General features: G+C 47.9%; 17 protein-coding genes. 16 read left to right on the forward strand and 1 reads right to left on the reverse strand.

The genetic code is table 11. The features are described 5' to 3' along the window. Nucleotides 1–405: 405 nt before the first annotated feature. The 5 genes from IEX98_RS07495 (at nucleotide 406) to IEX98_RS07515 (ending at nucleotide 5931) form a co-directional block, all read left to right on the forward strand. Nucleotides 406–1917: a spore germination protein gene (locus tag IEX98_RS07495; protein ID WP_188888300.1), complete on the forward strand. Its 1512-nt coding sequence runs from the start codon at nucleotides 406–408 to the stop codon at nucleotides 1915–1917. Between the two features lie 35 nt (nucleotides 1918–1952). After that, the gene (locus IEX98_RS07500) at nucleotides 1953–3143 is read left to right on the forward strand and encodes a Ger(x)C family spore germination protein (RefSeq protein ID WP_229692038.1); all 1191 of its coding nucleotides are present in this window, start codon (nucleotides 1953–1955) and stop codon (nucleotides 3141–3143) included. Continuing rightward, the gene (locus IEX98_RS07505) at nucleotides 3136–3360 is read left to right on the forward strand and encodes a hypothetical protein (RefSeq protein WP_188888301.1); all 225 of its coding nucleotides are present in this window, start codon (nucleotides 3136–3138) and stop codon (nucleotides 3358–3360) included. The genes IEX98_RS07500 and IEX98_RS07505 overlap by 8 nt, the downstream gene beginning before the upstream one ends. A gap of 6 nt (nucleotides 3361–3366) precedes the next feature. Further along, nucleotides 3367–4668 carry a GerAB/ArcD/ProY family transporter gene (locus IEX98_RS07510; RefSeq protein WP_188888302.1) on the forward strand — a complete coding sequence of 434 codons (1302 nt, stop codon included), beginning with the start codon at nucleotides 3367–3369 and terminating at the stop codon, nucleotides 4666–4668. Nucleotides 4669–5073: 405 nt separating this feature from the next. Then, on the forward strand, nucleotides 5074–5931 hold the full coding sequence (locus IEX98_RS07515; protein WP_188888303.1) for a DUF421 domain-containing protein: 858 nt from the start codon (nucleotides 5074–5076) through the stop codon (nucleotides 5929–5931). Between the two features lie 189 nt (nucleotides 5932–6120). On the opposite strand, the gene IEX98_RS07520 is transcribed toward IEX98_RS07515, so the two are convergent. Beyond that, the gene (locus IEX98_RS07520) at nucleotides 6121–6873 is read right to left on the reverse strand and encodes a hypothetical protein (RefSeq protein ID WP_188888304.1); all 753 of its coding nucleotides are present in this window, start codon (nucleotides 6871–6873) and stop codon (nucleotides 6121–6123) included. Between the two features lie 394 nt (nucleotides 6874–7267). Between IEX98_RS07520 and coxB the strand changes: the two genes are divergently transcribed. The 11 genes from coxB (at nucleotide 7268) to IEX98_RS07575 (ending at nucleotide 17215) form a co-directional block, all read left to right on the forward strand. After that, nucleotides 7268–8314: a cytochrome c oxidase subunit II gene (coxB, locus tag IEX98_RS07525; RefSeq protein WP_188888305.1), complete on the forward strand. Its 1047-nt coding sequence runs from the start codon at nucleotides 7268–7270 to the stop codon at nucleotides 8312–8314. Nucleotides 8315–8343: 29 nt separating this feature from the next. Further along, nucleotides 8344–10227, forward strand: coding sequence for a cytochrome c oxidase subunit I (ctaD, locus tag IEX98_RS07530; RefSeq protein ID WP_229692039.1), 1884 nt, complete (start codon nucleotides 8344–8346; stop codon nucleotides 10225–10227). Next, the gene (locus IEX98_RS07535; protein ID WP_188888306.1) at nucleotides 10224–10835 is read left to right on the forward strand and encodes a cytochrome (ubi)quinol oxidase subunit III; all 612 of its coding nucleotides are present in this window, start codon (nucleotides 10224–10226) and stop codon (nucleotides 10833–10835) included. Before ctaD ends, IEX98_RS07535 begins: the two co-directional genes overlap by 4 nt. A 3-nt stretch (nucleotides 10836–10838) precedes the next feature. Beyond that, entirely contained in the window at nucleotides 10839–11156 is a 318-nt protein-coding gene (locus tag IEX98_RS07540; RefSeq protein WP_188888307.1) for a cytochrome C oxidase subunit IV family protein, read from the forward strand. An 81-nt stretch (nucleotides 11157–11237) separates the two neighbouring features. After that, on the forward strand, nucleotides 11238–12134 hold the full coding sequence (gene ctaG, locus IEX98_RS07545; protein WP_188888308.1) for a cytochrome c oxidase assembly factor CtaG: 897 nt from the start codon (nucleotides 11238–11240) through the stop codon (nucleotides 12132–12134). A gap of 38 nt (nucleotides 12135–12172) precedes the next feature. Then, nucleotides 12173–12637 carry a DUF420 domain-containing protein gene (locus tag IEX98_RS07550; RefSeq protein WP_188888309.1) on the forward strand — a complete coding sequence of 155 codons (465 nt, stop codon included), beginning with the start codon at nucleotides 12173–12175 and terminating at the stop codon, nucleotides 12635–12637. Between the two features lie 403 nt (nucleotides 12638–13040). Further along, nucleotides 13041–13559: a hypothetical protein gene (locus IEX98_RS07555; protein ID WP_188888310.1), complete on the forward strand. Its 519-nt coding sequence runs from the start codon at nucleotides 13041–13043 to the stop codon at nucleotides 13557–13559. A gap of 61 nt (nucleotides 13560–13620) precedes the next feature. After that, nucleotides 13621–14010 (forward strand): GntR family transcriptional regulator, encoded by a 390-nt coding sequence (locus tag IEX98_RS07560; protein ID WP_188888311.1) that lies wholly within the window; start codon nucleotides 13621–13623, stop codon nucleotides 14008–14010. A gap of 30 nt (nucleotides 14011–14040) precedes the next feature. Further along, nucleotides 14041–14952, forward strand: a complete 912-nt coding sequence (locus IEX98_RS07565; protein ID WP_188888312.1) for an ABC transporter ATP-binding protein — start codon at nucleotides 14041–14043, stop codon at nucleotides 14950–14952. A gap of 51 nt (nucleotides 14953–15003) precedes the next feature. Then, complete coding sequence (locus IEX98_RS07570) at nucleotides 15004–15906, forward strand: ABC transporter ATP-binding protein (RefSeq protein ID WP_188888313.1); 903 nt, start codon at nucleotides 15004–15006, stop codon at nucleotides 15904–15906. Next, entirely contained in the window at nucleotides 15899–17215 is a 1317-nt protein-coding gene (locus IEX98_RS07575; protein WP_188888314.1) for an ABC transporter permease, read from the forward strand. Before IEX98_RS07570 ends, IEX98_RS07575 begins: the two co-directional genes overlap by 8 nt. Nucleotides 17216–17245 lie beyond the last annotated feature (30 nt).

Consider the following 17245-nt stretch of genomic DNA (forward strand, 5'->3'; position numbering starts at 1 on the left):
TAACTATTCTATCCTATGCTAGTTGAAATCAAGTACAGCAGCACGATCCAAAACGCGCAGCGAGCCGCACTAACTGCCTGCTTGAAGAGCCTGCAAAGGTTGAGGTTGAGGTTGAGGTTGAGGTTGAGATTGAGGTTGAGGGTAAGCGGAGCGTTTTGAGTTCAGGATGACATTTTGAAGATTCTATCCATTATCATCGTGCAGCGATGAAGTAATGGAATCAAGAACGGCAGCATGAACCAAAACGCGCAGCGACCCTGCACTTGATCCAACGCGCAGTGACCCTGCACGTGATCCAACGCGCAGCGACCTCGCCCCCCAGCCTATGCTTTCTTTACCGTTTTGGCATAATTTCGGCCAAATAGGTAAACCTAACCGCAAAATCCGACAGTAGGTGAATTAAGGATGCGAATCCGATCAACGGCCAAAGGAGATGGCCGGCTGGATTATAACGCGATCAGTCAGCTGGAGCATTTGCGGATCGAGAATACAGTCAAAGCGAACCGGAAGATGCTGGAGGAGCTGTTCGAGGACAGCTCGGACATTGTGATTCGCGAATTTCAGATTGAACATGGCCCCAAGGCATTAATGTTTTTCGTAGACGGCATGGTTACTTCCAGTATGGTGGACGAGGCGATGCAAGCGCTGATGGTTTTTGAAGGCGGTGCGTTTACCATCGATGCGATATGCGAGCAAACGCTGCCTGTTGGTCAAACGCTGCAGGTGCAGTTTTATTCCGAGCTGCTCGTCAACGTCCTTTCCGGCGATTGCGGACTTTTCGTAGAAGGCGGAAAGACGGCAGTTTGTCTCGGACTGAGGGGCGGAGAGCGCCGCTCGATTACGGAACCCGAGACGGAAACTGTCGTTCGCGGACCTCGCGAAGGCTTCAATGAGCGTTTGCGCACCAATACTGCATTGGTACGAAGCCGGATTAAGTCGCCGCGGCTTAAGATGAAGCCATTCGTAATCGGCACAGAGACGAATACGAACGTTGTTGTGACTTATATGGCGGGCATTGCCAACCGGAAGCTGGTAGAGGAAGTAGAGCGAAGGCTGAATGCCATTGATATTGATGGCATTCTGGAGAGCGGTTATATCGAGGAACTCATACAGGATCAAGTCATGTCGCCTTTTCCGCAAATTCAAAATACGGAAAGGCCGGATACAGTAGCCGCGGCCGTTCTGGAAGGAAGGGTAGCCATACTTGTCGACGGTACGCCGTTTGCCCTCATTGCACCGTTTGGATTTTGGCAATGGCTGCACGCAAGCGAAGACTATTACGAGAGATTTATCGTCGCGACGCTGACGCGGATGCTAAGAATGGTGTGCCTGTTCATCGCGTTGATGGCTCCGGCCATTTATATTGCGGTCTCGACCTTTCATCCTGAAATGATTCCGACAAACTTGCTGCTAAGTATTGCCGCTTCAAGGGAAGCCATTCCGTTTCCTGCCGTTGTAGAGGCACTTATTATGGAGCTATCTTTCGAGGCGCTGCGCGAGGCTGGGGTTCGGCTCCCGAAGACAGTGGGTCAAGCGGTCAGCATCTTGGGGGCACTTGTCGTGGGTCAAGCAGCTGTTCAGGCCGGTATCGTGTCGGCAGCGATGGTTATTGTTGTATCCATGACAGGCATCGCCTCATTCACACTGCCGAGATACAATGCGGCAATAGCGATTCGTCTGCTTCGTTTTCCATTAATGCTGCTGGCTTCGATCTTTGGTTTGCTTGGCATTATACTCGGAGTCGTCGCAATCGTATCGCATCTGTCCAAAATCACTTCATTTGGAGTACCTTATGTGGCTCCGGCATCGCCGATCTCGGCCTCAGATTGGAAGGACGTTATCTTTAGAGCTCCTTGGTCTAAAATGAAGCGCCGTCCGGCCTATTTGTATCCCCAGGATAGAACCAGACAGAAATAGCGAATGGACGAATAACAAGAAAGGAGGCGGCTGCAATGAAAAGGAGCTGGAGAACAGGCTTATGCCTAACGATGGTGATGGCTTGTATCAGTATGCTGCTCACCGGCTGCTGGGATCGCCGTGAGATCAATGACGTGGCCTTCGTACTCGGCAGTGCTTTAGACATTACGGATAACGGCGATTTCGAGGTATCCGTTCTTATTCCTCTTCCCGGCAATATGGGTGGTGCGGTAGGAGGCGGAGGTGGCGGGTCGCAAAAGCCGTTCACGATCAAAACGACACGTGGAAAAACGATCAAAGAGGCGATAGACATCCTGCAAAAAAGCCTTCCTCGCTGGCTCTATTTCGGGCATCGCCGCGTCCTTGTTATTAGCGATCGGCTGGCACAGACGGTTGGTTTATCCCCGATCGTTGACGCTATTACAAGAATGCCTGAAAATCGGTTAACTGCTTTTGTAGCCATTTCAAAAGGATCTGCGCTTGACGTGTTGAATGCAGACGTTCGGCTTGAGCGTTTTTCAGCAGAGTCGATAAGGGAGGTATTGCAGTCCGATTCCAGCATACGAGTGTCATTGAAGGATGTTACCTCCAGTATCGTTGCGGTAGGAGAAGATGCGATGCTGCCTTACTTGCAGAAGAAGCAAACAAATCTGAAGGGACAAGAAGCCGAAGACATCGATGTAATCGGGTTTGCGCTAACACATAACGGAATTATGAAAGCGGCGGCAAAGGATGATGCCTCCAACGGTATCCGACTGCTCAGCAATCAATTCCGGCCATATCGGGAGACCATAGTGGATGGTAACCATGCCATTACGATTGCGGTCAATACTTGTAAGTTAAAAGTTAAATCCGTAATGATCGATGGAATTGCCCGTTTCGATATCCAATCCGATATTCAATTCAGTATTAATGAGGATTCAGATTTGAATCGAAACTATAACGACATTGGTCAGAGAACGCATATCGAGAAGCTGTTTGAGCAAAAAGCAGAGAACGATATTAAGAAAGCTATCGCTATGATGCAAAAATCCAATTCCGATGTGATCGGATTTGGCCGGTATTTAAACCGTGCATACCCGGGGAAATGGAAAAATGAATGGAAATCGCAATGGGAAACCGTATTTCCGAAATGCGATTTTACTGTAAAAGTAGATGCTGACCTTTTCCGGATCGGCATGAACCGTGAAAATTTAGCGAAGAAGGATAAGGAAGACAATGGATAAAGCCTATGCGTTGATCATTATTGTCTTTGTCGTCATTACAGTAGCGGTGAAGAGAAAGAAGCTTCAAGGCTGGGCTAACAAAATGTTCTTTTACCTGTTGGCCTGCCTTTCCATTGTCGTACTGGTACTTCACGAGATGGAGCTTGAAATATCGTTGATGGAAAATGCTATCGTCTACAATTGCGTGAAAGAGATCATGAGACTGATGAAGAGGTGACCCCAGATGAAAGACAAAATGACGATATCAACGATGCAATTGATGCTGCTCGTCTGCTCGCTGCTTGTAGCCTCTAATATGACGAGCCTGCCAATGGCGTTGACGGAAAGCTCTCGTCAGGATGCATGGTTCTCTTTTATATTGCCGATTCCATATGGGATAGGTATGGCCTATTTATTTTGGCGGCTTGCTAGGGCTATGCCAGGTAAAAATGTATTTGAAATGACCAAACTCGCTTGCGGTAAATGGCTCGGCGGTTTACTGAATGCAATGCTGATCGGCTATTTGGCACTTGATTTGATTAGCCAAATTCGGTTGTACAGCGATTTTTTCAGCGCATCGATATTGCTCCGCACGCCTTCCGATTATGTCGTGCTCTTGACGGTTGTGCTCCTGATGTACATTGCGACTGGCTCGTCGGAGCATCTTGCCCGCGCGAACGTCGTCTTTGTCGCCGTCTTCATCTTGTTCTACATATCGCTGCCGATTCTACTGCTCAACGAAATCGATATGCAGAAGCTTGAGCCGATCCTAAGCAATGGCATTCTTCCGCCCCTTAAAGGAGGGATGTTATCCGTAGGTCTCTTTGGCGACTTAATCGTGATGGGCGCATTTTTACACCATGTCAGGAAGCCTAGAGATATTTATTTTGCCGTCAAGGCAGGCGTCATTTTCTCTTCGTTTATGTTAACGGTATGGCTGTTTTGCGTCGTAAGCGTACTTAGCCCAATCATTGCATCGCGGATGATCTATGTAGGGTGGATTGTTGTCCAACAGATTCATATTACCGATTTCCTGGATCGGGTCGACTTGTTTCTCATTTCGCTATATGTGCCTGTCATCCTGATCAAATTCGCTATTTTATACACGGGCATGTTGACCGGTTTAGCTTCTTATACGAAAAAGAAAAATTATGATTCGATCAACGTATTAACAGGCCTGCTGATTGCCATGCTAACGGATATACTTTTTAGCAATATGGATGAAGTGGTCATGTTCAACAATTATGGCATTATGCCGATTTCGATCGGCGTGCAGATCGTATTTTTCGGCTGTTTGGTCATTGCTTTGGCCACAAGACGATCAAGCACGAGAAGCATACCGGATGACAGACAATCAGGCGGTTATGGGATGGGGGTATGGATCGGATTAATTGGTTGTTTGCTGGCGATAGGTTTTGGAGCTTTTTACGGTCATGTGAGAGGTTACTATGGCATTGTAAGCGGAGTTGTGTACGCGTGTTTCCTATTGATGTGCATTTACTTCAGCCTGCGAGAGTACAGGCAAACCACGCTGAAGGAAGCTTAAGTCCGTTGAACTGAAAAAGAGGCAGAATTGGATAACGGCACCCGAAATACGGATGCCGTCGATTGTGACTTATATTTAACCGATGCCCTTCCAATGAGCGGGAAGGTTCGTGTTAGAAGCGATAACGCTTGATACCCCTTGTTAATTATGGCTAGAGGAGCAAAGCTCTTGCCATCAAAATCTTCGCATACTTCAAAACAACGGAAGCCCTACCTCTCTTCCGTCCTTACGGCTCCGATGACCGCGCCAGTGTGAATCAAAGAAACTGCTTGCTGGATTGAACATTGTTGTGAATTAACGGAAAAGAAAATCAAAATCCGTGGAATTAATCTAGTTTTCTTGAGGGATATGCGAGGTTAAATATAACACAAAATCTAGTATAGCACACTAGGAGGAGGAATTGCAATGCCTGATTGGTTAGAAATATCGCTTCGTACGTTATCGTCGGTTGTGATACTGTTCATTATTACGAAGCTGCTTGGCAAAAGACAAATTTCTCAACTGTCTCTATTTGAATACATAACCGGTATTACGATGGGTAATATCGCCGCCTATATTTCCCTTGATCTGGACAATGACTGGTATTTGGGCATCGTCTCCTTGGCCGTCTGGGTTGGCATCTCCGTTGCAATGGAGTTTATTACATTAAAGAGCAAATCGATCCGCGATGTTGTGGATGGAAGAGGGACGGTGCTGATCGACAAAGGTGTACTGCTTCGCAAAAATATGCGTAAGGAGCGAATTACGCTCGACGAGATGCTGGAGCAGCTTCGGAAAAAGGATGTGTACCGTGTAGCTGATGTGGAATTCGCCATTATGGAGCAAAGCGGAGAAATCAACGTCATGCTCAAAAAAGAACACCAGCCGCTGACTCCCGATATGCTGGGCTGGCGTCTTCCGCAAACCATTGAACCGCAAACGGTTGTGATGGACGGGCATGCCGTTGATAGGTCGCTTGAGGTTGCCGGCAAGGACCGCAACTGGCTGAAGAGGGAGCTTGAGAAACAAAAGGTTAAGATGGAGGAAGTCTTTCTTGCTCAGATCGATTCGCAAGGAGAACTGGCCATCCAGACCGGTACGGAAAGCAAGGCCCATAATCCGTCGACGAAGCCGAAGGATCAAATTGCGGAGCTGCTGAAGCAATATGAGGACGAGCTTTATATGCTGGAGAGATTTGCGATGAACGAAGATGACAAACTGGATTACCGCGATGCTATTAATAAGCTGAAGACGGCGATGCATTTCTACCCGCCGCCATCTTAAAAGTAAGAAGGCGGACGCAACGTAAAAAGCTGTTTCCCAGGTCTGAACAACGGACCTTGGGGAAACAGCTTTTTTGCAGCTAATTGAATCGGTAATAAGGCTAATCCTAAATATGCGCTATATAATAGGAAGAGATTTTTTCGAAATTGCATTTTTTGTCATAAAACTTGATATCACCGTCAAAATTCTCTATCGCGCATAAGGGATGATCGACTCTCCGCGACGGCTTTTTGCGCGCATATTTTCATACTCGATAATTTGCGAAGGCATTTTGTCGCCGCCGGCAAATTGATATTTCACCAGGTTGTTGAAGTCCTCAGTCCAAGGAACGAGCGAGCGGTTCATCCATGCTTGCTTCGCATATTCATTCAACTGGTTCACGAAATCCATATTAGCCGAAATATGCACCTCTTGCACAGTAGGAGCGTATTCCCTAATTCTCTTGGCGACGGTCTGCTTCAGCTCATGGGAAAGCTGCGAATGGTCATTGACCGAAAAGTAAGAGTTATAAGGTGTAATCAATTGCCGGTTGTCCCAGTACTGGCTGCCTGTGTCCGTATTGTATACTGCGTCGCCATTACTCTGCTCATTGGTGCGGCCCGTGCTTTTCGTTCCAACAGCTGTCCAGTCCAGTGCCAATCCCACATAGGCATTCTTATCCGTAAGCATCACGATGGCGGTGCCAATGCCGTTCAATTGAGTCACTTTGTTGGAGAGTGTATTGCTGTATTCGAAAAAGGCGTTGTCGTGCTGCTTGAGATTGTTTTCGCCGCTAGCCGATCCATACATTTTGGCGGTACGGGCGTTTTTGGGATCGCCAGCCTGACGGCTGCCGTAGTCGTGGTCGCTGTTCTGAATGCGCTTCTCGTAGCCGCATGCAGTCGTTAAAGAGACCAGCAGCAGCAGAGTGAGGGTGAAAGTTCCGGCTACACGTTTGTTCATTGAAAGTCAGCCTCCATTCGGGCAGTTATAGGAATAGGTTCTGTAGGGAACGATTAAATATACGCTCGCGGTCCATACATAATTGACCATGGGTTTGGTGCACAATGTAGGATAGGAATTCACATCATGCGCAGGAAGGCGCGCGGGATGCCAAAAACGATAAAAGCAAGTCCTTCGAGAAGCAAAAAAGCCTTGAAAATGAACGTTTTTGACAGCTTTGCGAACAATTTGTGAACTCTCTGTGGAACATTGACAAATAGGGGCTTCAACTTTATATTTAATAAAGTGATTTAAGTTGCAGGAGTTGTCATAACATCTGTGAAAACACGCAGTTTGTCGCGCCTTTAAGCGAATATTTCAGCTGCGAAAACGTCAAAAGTGGGGTTGATTATTAATGAATCGGTGGCAGTTTGTAAAACGGCTTGCGCCGCTTCTGGCCTTGATGGTGCTGGTGCTGTCGGCGTGCGGACGAAGTGACTTGTCCACGTTGAATCCCCAAGGTCCTGTAGCGCAAGAGCAATTCGGACTGATGAAGCTGGCGATTTCAATCATGTTGATCGTGATTGTAGTCGTGTTTGCGATTTCTTTCTACGTAATTATTCGTTTCCGCCGTCGTCCCGGAGACAAAACGATTCCAAAGCAAGTGGAAGGCAGCCACAAGCTGGAAATTATCTGGACGGTAATTCCAATTATCATGCTTATCATTCTTGGCGTGCCGACGGTACAATCGGTATTTAACTTAGCCAAGGATTATACGAAGGACCCGGATGCGGTTAAAGTAATCGTGACTTCGCACCAATACTGGTGGGAATTTGAATATCCGGAGCTTGGCATTAAAACTGCGCAGGAATTAATCATTCCTACAGGTAAAACAATCTCGATCGAAGCGAAATCGGCAGACGTGCTTCACTCGTTCTGGATTCCGTCGCTTGCCGGCAAGATTGATACAAACCCTGGCGCGAACGTAAATACGATGTACTTCTCAGCTCCAAAAGAAGGCGTTTACTTGGGCAAATGTGCTGAGCTTTGCGGACCTTCCCACGGCCTGATGGACTTTAAAGTAAAATCGGTGGACGAGTCTTCGTTTGATCGTTGGACAGCAGCTTTGCAAGAACCTGTTGCTCTTCCTAGCGACCCTGCCGTAAAAGAAGCTTTTGTAAGCAAATGCTTGACTTGCCATGCTGTAGGCGATCAAGGCGGTCCTGCTTTCCCTAACCTGACAGGTATCGGCAGTCGTCAGACTGTAGGCGGTATCCTTGTCAACACCGACGATCCTAAATATTCCAACGAAGGTTCGACTGAAGAAAACCTGCATCGTTGGATTAAAGATCCTCAAGCTGTCAAACCTGGCAACCAAATGCCTAAAGTCGACTTGACAGAACAAGAGCTCGATGGCATTGCAAAATATTTGTCTGATTTGACGCTTGACTATCAACAATAAATCATCGGTGATTGAAGGAGGTACCTACCTTGGCTCATGGACATGCGGTTAAACGTCATACCGGCCTGATGGATTGGCTGACAACGGTTGACCACAAAAAAATCGGCATATTGTATTTGATCGCCGGCGGTTTTTTCTTTCTCGTCGGTGGATTGGAAGCCTTGCTTATTCGGATTCAATTATGGAAACCGCTTAACGATTTCGTAGGCGCGGATACATACAACGAACTGTTGACGATGCATGGCACGACAATGATCTTTTTGGCAGCGATGCCAATGCTCTTTGCTTTAATGAACGCGATTGTGCCGCTGCAAATCGGCGCACGCGACGTTGCGTTCCCTTTCGTTAACGCACTTGGTTTCTGGACTTTTTTCTTCGGCGCAGTATTGCTGAATGTCAGCTGGTTTGCAGGCAGCGCGCCTGAAGCTGGCTGGACGGCATATGCTCCGCTTGCCGGAACGACATACAGTCCCGGACATGGCATGGACTATTATGTCATAGGCTTGCAGATAGCCGGTATCGGTACGCTTATCGGGGGCATTAACTTCCTCGTTACGATTATCAACATGCGTGCGCCTGGCATGACTTTCATGCGTATGCCGATGTTCACTTGGGCGTCGTTCATTACTTCGGCGCTGATCCTGTTCGCTTTCCCTGCCTTGACTGTAGGTTTGGCGGCACTGATGTTCGACCGGATCTTCGATGCGAATTTCTTTGATCCTTCCGGAGGCGGCAACAGCGTACTATGGGAGCATATTTTCTGGATATTCGGACATCCTGAGGTGTATATCCTCATCTTGCCGGCGTTCGGTGTTATCTCTGACGTCATTAGTACTTTCTCCCGGAAGCGTTTGTTCGGATACAGCTCGATGGTATTCGCTACAATTTTGATCGGCTTCTTGGGCTTCATGGTATGGGCGCATCACATGTTCACAACAGGTCTTGGACCAATAGCGAACTCGCTATTCTCCATCGCAACGATGTTGATCGCTGTACCAACTGGTATTAAAATCTTTAACTGGCTGTTTACGATGTGGGGCGGTTCCATTAAGTTCACGACAGCGAATCTGTTCGCAGTCGGCTTTATCCCGACCTTCGTAATGGGCGGCGTTACCGGCGTTATGCTGGCAGCTGCACCTGCCGACTTCCAGTACCATGACTCGTACTTCGTTGTCGCGCATTTCCACTACGTTATCGTAGGCGGTTTGATTCTCGGTATTTTCTCCGGCCTGCACTACTGGTGGCCGAAAATGTTCGGACGCATGCTGAACGAAACAATCGGTAAATTGACGTTCTGGACCTTCTTCATTGGTTTCCATATGACGTTCTTCGTTCAACATTTCCTCGGCTTGCTCGGCATGCCGCGTCGGATTTGGACGTACCTGGACGGACTGGGCTTCAATGAAATGAACTTGATCAGTACAATCGGCGCGATTCTGATGGGCTTTGGTACAATCTTCTTCCTTCTGAACGTGACGATTACAGCTTTCAAACCGAAAAATGCTGTAAACGATCCATGGGAAGACGGACGTACGCTGGAGTGGACGATTTCTTCGCCGCCGCCAGAGTACAACTTCCAGCAAACACCGCTCGTTCGCGGTTATGATGCATTCTGGAAAGAGAAAATGGAAGGCAAAAAAGGCATGACACCTGCCGAGCCAATCGGTTCGATCCATATGCCTTCACCATCGATTCTTCCGTTCTTCATGTCGCTTGGCTTGTTCATTACAGGCTTCGGCTTGCTCTACTCCGACGGAACTTGGGGCAGCGTAGGCGGTATCGACACTGGATACATTATTGGAGCAGCTGGTTTGCTCGTCACATTTACATGCATGATCCTTCGTTCGTTATACGACGATCATGGTTTCCATATCGAGCCTGAAGATCAGCATGACGGGGGGGTAAAAGCATGAGTGCACATGTAGAAGGGCAATTGCCTCATGAGCCCGAAAAGGCGACCCTTGAGGGACGCAATAAAGTACTTGGTTTCTGGCTCTTCCTTGGCGGTGAAACGGTATTGTTCGGAACGCTGTTCTCAGCGTTCCTGGCTCTCCGCCATCAAGTTCTTGACGGGCCTCCGGCTCATGAGCTGTTCTCGCTGCCGCTCGTAGCGATTGCAACAGCGCTCCTGCTTACCTCGTCGTTGACGAGCGTATTCGCAACACAAGCGCTGCACCGTCATGACAACAAAAAGCTGATCACTTGGCTTATTGTGACCGTCTTGCTAGGCTTAGGCTTCTTATGCCTAGAGATTTACGAGTTCTACCATTACGTAAAAGAAGGCCATGGCTTTACGACGAGCGCATTCAGCTCCTCATTCTATACGCTTGTCGGCTTCCACGGCGCTCACGTTGCGCTCGGTATCGTGTGGATCTCGCTTCTGATCGGCCAGCTGGCCAAAAAAGGCCTCACGGTCGTTACTGCGCCTAAAGCGTATGTGGCTGGTCTGTACTGGCACTTTATCGACGTTGTCTGGGTATTTATCTTCACCGTCGTTTACTTGATGGGAAAGGTGGTTTAATCCATGTCAAGCAATCATTCCGCTGAAGAAAAACGCCCCGTTCGTCATAAGCTTGAGGGGCCGCAGAAAGCGATCGTATCGTTTATTCTATCCGTCCTGCTGACGCTGATTGCCTTCGCGACAGTCGCTTCCGGCGGGATTAACACCGACTTTATCTACATCATTCTTATCGGTTGCGCGATTTTGCAAGTATTCGTACAGATGGCTGTATGGATGCATATGAAAGACCGCGGTCATGCTTATGCAACCGTTGCGATCCTGTTTGGGGTATTCATCGTATTCACCTGTGTAATTATGGCTGAATACTGGGCTTGGTGGTAAGAAATATAACTAAAAAGAGGAGGGTCCCTAAGGCTGGGTCCCTCCTCTTTTGCAAGATGAGTGTGAAAGGAGCTTCCACATATGCTAGGCTTACAATATTTCAGCTTTGAAGAAGTGTGGACCCCGTGGTTTCTATTCGGAATGACGGCTCTCGTCATTCTGTACTTCTATGTAATAGGGCCATGGAGGGAGAAGCATGCGGCTGCAGAGCCTTCAGCAACGGTGCTGCAAAAGTTGATGTTCGTGACGTCGGCGCTCTTGCTGTATCTCGCGCACGGAGGTCCATTGAACCTGCTGGGGCATTTAATGTTTACGTTCCATATGGTGAACATGTCCATCTCTTATCTTATTGTGCCACCGATGCTGCTGCTGTCCATCCCGGCTTTCGTATGGCGCAAGGTGTTCTCGCGTCCGGCTTGGCGCAAATTAAAGTTTCTGATGAATCCAATCTCGACGCTCATTCTATTCAATTTGCTGTTCTCCATTTATCATGTCCCTATGGTTCATGATTATGTGATGACGAATTTCTTCGTTCACCGGTTGTACTATTTGATTCTGTTTATCACGTCTTTGATGATGTGGTGGCAAATCGCTTGTCCGGTGCCGGAATGGAATCGCTTAACAGATTTGAAGAAGCTGGCCTATGTATTCGCCAACGGCATTCTTCTGACGCCTGCCTGTGCATTGATCATTTTTGCCAGCTCGCCGATGTACGCGATTTATAGCGATCCGTTAGTTTGGGTACAAGCTATGGGCTATTGTGTTTCGGGAGATCCTTCGAGATTATTGGATCTGTTCGACGGACCGCAGTTCTTCAATTTAATGAGTCCTGTCGAGGATCAACAGCTCGGGGGCATTGTGATGAAGCTTGTTCAGGAGCTTATGTACGGGCTTATCTTAGGCTATATTTTTACTCACTGGTTTAAACGCGAGCATAAGGATGATGAGCTTCCGAACTCCAACCCGGGCACGGCGTAGTTTATTTACAATAATTATCGGTACAGGTGGGATGAACTTTGGATTGGTATTTTATATTCCCGACAATCAGCACTTCCTTCATCGTTATAAGCGCGGTGCTGGTTGCCATCGGTTGGGGCCTCGCGATCAGGCGCCGGCTCGATGCACATAAGAAAGTGATGATTGCTGCTGCAATCGCAGCGATTATCTTTTTTATTATCTATTCTTCCAGAACGGTTATCATCGGCAATACGTCCTGGGGCGGTCCGGATAGCTTGAAGCCTTACTATATAACCTTTTTGATATTCCATATCGTGCTTGCGACAGTCGCAGCCGTTTTTGGCATCACGACGCTCGTATTGGGCTTTAAGAGTAAATACGCCAAGCATCGCAAATGGGGAAGAATTACTTCTATCATTTGGTTTTTCACAGCGATTACAGGCGTTGCCGTCTATGTATTGCTTTATCTGATGTATCCGGGCGGTCATATGAAACCGCTCATCCATGCGATACTTGGTTGGTAAAGAAGTTCAAGAGCTTTCCTATAAGCCGTTATTCGGCGGTTAGGAAGGCTCTTTTTTTATGTGGGAATAAGCTTGAAAAAACTTTTATGGAAATGGTTGACACTATGTGGAGGTGTGATTATACTGTGTATAAAGATATATACAGTATATACACGGTAATGCAAGTCGGGAAGGGGAGAGCGGATTGAACGCTTGGCAGGGTGCATGGCACATTGCGAAACATGAGCTGTTAAGAGATAAGTACGGCCTTCTGTTCACTATCGCGTTTTGCGTATACATGGCTGTAGTTACAATGGGATTTTTTCAATTTGAGGAAAAAATACCAGGTTCATTGATTTGGTTATTGGATTTTGCATTCATCCTCATTTTTCCAAACTTTGCTTTCGCAATGAACAGGACGACAATGCGTGCATGGAAAGAGGATGGCTTCACTGAAAAGTTGGCGGAGTGGAGGTCGATGCCCATTCCATTGAAGGAACTGACGTTAGGTCGGATGATGCAGTTGTTCATTATTTTGCTGCCGATGATCGTGTTGTTTTTCTCCATTCAGTATTTGTCCATAGCGAGCTTGCGTGAACATATCGATCTTGGCACCTATGGCTTGTTCGCATTGTTTTGGTTCTTCTATGCTATCGGAATTGCTGTCACTTTCATTTTCTTCGAGCTTGGCCATTCCAGCAGGATGTACACGATTTATTGTTTTGTATTTATGATCATCGCGGGGGGCTTATTAGTAGCGATTAAGCTGACCGGTGTCAGTGTTGTTCTCGGGTTGCTGAGAGAGCTTCAGGCCGGACATTGGTGGTATACAGCTGCTGCGATGCTATACGCCATAATATCTCTGGCAGCGGGCTACACCATCATTGTGAAGAGGCTCAGGAAGCGGAGCTTTATTACTAAGGGGAGCATTAAGCTGGGCTAATCTCATCAATAACCGGAAGTGGTTAGATTGAATTAAAGTCTTTATAAAAGAAGGTGAAGCCGTGTGGCTGCCGATACAAATTAACGAACAAAGCGCCGAACCGCTTTACTTTCAGATTGAGGTGCAGCTTCGGGCATTAATTGTGAGCGGACAGCTTTCTGAAGGAACGTTGCTGCCATCCATACGGGAGCTGGCTCAAATGTTGAAATGCAGCGTCATTACGGTTCGCCGGGTTTATCAGGATCTGGAGTCGGAAGGGTTGCTGCGGACAAGGCAAGGCACCGGAACGTATGTAGCAAGGGTGGAGCAAAGAGAGATGGACCGTCATCGATTGGAAGCTGTTATCGAAGCGATTGAAGGAGCGGTAGCTGCGGGGAAGCTTGTGCAGTGCTCGAAAGAAGAGCTTGCGGATTTGTTTCGTGAGGCTTTGGATAAACACTATGGGGTATAAAGCTAGACAGGATAGGAAGAGGTGAAGTGGATGTCGGAGGAAGCTGCAATTCGTTTGAGTCATGTCGAGCAAAGCCGTCCTCATTTTCAGCTTGGGCCAATTACGCTGGAAATTCCGAAAGGATATGTAACGGCAATCGTGGGTCCCAACGGTTCGGGAAAAAGCTCAACGTTCCGTCTCTTGCTTGAATTATCGAAGCCGGATAAAGGCGAAATTACGATTCTCGGCCATCGGCTCGGGGATGGTGATGATACGAAGCTGAAGCAGCGAATTGGATATTTACCGGAGCTGTTCGGCGTACATGACAAGAGCATGCGAGGCTCCTATAAAACTGCTTTCAATAGACGCTGGTACCCGGATTGGGATTTGAACCGTTATCGCGAGCTGCTGCGTGTATTTGAAGTCGATGACAGCATTCGTCTTGGCAGTATGTCCAAGGGAACACGACGCAAATATGAGCTGGCTCTTGCGTTAGCCCATCATCCGGAGCTGCTGCTGCTCGATGAGCCTTCATCCGGACTTGATCCGCTCGCTTGGCGAACGATGCTGGATGTGCTGCACCGCTTCATGGACAGCGGAGACCGGACGATATTAATGGCTTCCCACATCGTGGAGGAGGTAAAGCGGCTCGCCGATTATATCGTATTTATGGGGCATGGGCGGGTGCTTGGCGTATACGAGAAGGATGAATTGTTCAGCAATTGGCATGCCTTTTACATTCATAGTGAACGGTTTACAAGAAAGGACGCAGAGGCTATTCCGGGCCAATGCGTAATCGAGGAGACCGGCGGAGGTACGATTCGAGTCGTTACGAAAGAGGCTTTTGCCGCCGAGCAATGGCTGGAGAAAGAAGAGGTTCGACTTGCCGGCCGCCAGTCTCTAAATCTGGATGATATTCTAGCGGTGCTCATTGAGCAGGAACGGCTGCGTGTAAGGTCATAACAGGATGTATTCATTCATTTTATATAGAATGCTGAGGGGAGATTTGAGATCATGAAGCCTTTAAAGGTCGATCAAATTTACAAGCAATACGGGGAAAAAACAGCGGTAAACGGCATCAGCTTCGAGGTTGGGCAAGGGGAAATATACGGACTGCTGGGCGCTAACGGCGCAGGAAAAACAACGACGATGAGGATGGTCCTCGGCTTGATCTATCCAGATGGAGGGGAAGTTCTCTATAACGGCAAGCCTTATTCCAAGGAACTGCTGCAATCGCTAGGTTATTTGCCGGAAGAGAGAGGCTTGTATCCGCGTATACGTGTTAGTGATCAGCTTATCTATCTGGCTGAGCTGCGCGGCATGAGCAAGCGGGATGCAGACAGCAACCTGAAGCGCTGGCTAGAGCGATTCGAAGTGCCGGAGTATTACAACAAACGGGTAGAAGAGCTTTCCAAAGGCAATCAGCAAAAAATACAGTTTATCGCTTCGGTTATTCATAATCCGCAAATCGTCATTTTGGACGAAGCCTTCAGCGGTCTTGATCCGGTCAACGTAGAGCTGCTTAAATCTACCGTAAAAGAGCTGCGCGATAACGGAACGACGATGCTGTTCTCGACTCACCGTATGGAGCATGTCGAGGAGCTTTGCCGGAACATTACGATACTTCACCGCTCCAATGCTGTGGTGCAGGGAAGCTTGAAAGAAATCAAGAGCCGTTATCCGCGTGAACGCGTCATTCTGAAAACAGAGGGAGACGTTAACGGACTGGATGCCATCGGCGGCGTAACGAAAGTCAATCGCCATGAATATGGCTATGAGATTCATATTGCGAAAGAGGAAGCGGCGGGAGAGATTTTGCGTCTAGCTATTGGACAAACGGACATTCAACGTTTTGAAGTGCTGGAGCCAACGCTCAACGAAATCTTTATAAAAACGGTAGGTGAGAGACATGAATAAATTTTGGACAGTTGTCGGTTTTACGGTTCGCAACAAGCTTAGAGCCAAATCTTTTCTCATTACAACGCTCATTATGGCAATTATTATGTCGATCGGGGTTAATCTTCCGGCTATTATTTCTCTATTTGATAAGGGCGACAGCGGCAAAACGATTCAAATCGGTTACGTGGTGCAAGCTGATGACAGTGCAGGAACGAAGCTCTCCGAGCAGTTGAAAAGCTATTTTGCCTCCCAGGAGAAGCCTGGGGTAGAGTTTATTGAAATTGCGAAGGCGGCAAATGCACAAGAAGCCGAAAAGGCTTTGAAAGCGGCTATTGCCGATAAGAAGATCAAAGGCTATCTGAGCTTTGGCGAAGTGACGCCAAGCGGACTGCCTAGCGTAACGTACAAGTCAGAGAAGATGCTTGAAGGCTCAACAACATTGAAGCTGGAAAGTGCTTTGCGAAATGTGCGGACGGAAAACATTTTGAAGGATGCAGGTGTGTCAGAGGAGCAGAAAGCACAGCTATTCGCTCCGGTTGCAATTGAGTCGGTACAAATCGCGGCAACCGATGGAGCCGGCAGCACGGCCGGAGGCAAAGACGCTAGCGAGCAAGGCATGGCGATTGCACTCGTTACCATCATTATACTCATTCTGTTCTTTGCCATTATGGTGACGGGACAGATGATCGCTTCAGAGATTACATCGGAGAAGAGCTCCCGCGTCATGGAGGTTCTGATTACAAGCGTGGCGCCGCTGACGCAAATGTTCGGTAAAATTTTCGGCGTATTCATAGTTGGCCTGTCACAAATTATCGTATATGTATTGGTTATTGTAGCGAACGCCAGCATGCCGCATAACTCGGATGCATTCAAGCAATACAATATCGATCTGTCGACAATCGACCCGATGCTGCTCGTATACGCGCTTATTTACTACTTGGCTGGTTACTTCCTTTACTCGACACTGTATGCTGCAGTTGGCTCGATCGTCAGCCGGACGGAGGATCTGGGTCAAGCGGTAATGCCGATTACGCTGCTCTCAATGGCGGGCTTCTATATCGCAACATTCAGCCTCTCCAACCCGGACAGCATGCTGGTGACCGTTGGCTCTTATGTACCGTTCTTCTCGCCATTCGTCATGATGCTCCGCATTGGCCTGTCGAACCCGCCGGTATGGCAAGTGCTTACTTCGCTCGGTATCCTGTTCGTCAGCATTTACCTGGCAGGCTGGCTGTCGGCTAAGATTTACCGCACGGGCGTATTGATGTACGGTAAACGTCCATCATGGAAAGAGCTGAGAAAAGCGATGAAGGCTTATAAGATTTAATGAGATAGCAAAGTGCCGAAAAGTCTAAAG

The sequence above is a fragment of the Paenibacillus radicis (ex Gao et al. 2016) genome (genome assembly GCF_014641555.1).
Taxonomy (GTDB): Bacteria; Bacillota; Bacilli; order Paenibacillales; family Paenibacillaceae; genus Pristimantibacillus; species Pristimantibacillus radicis.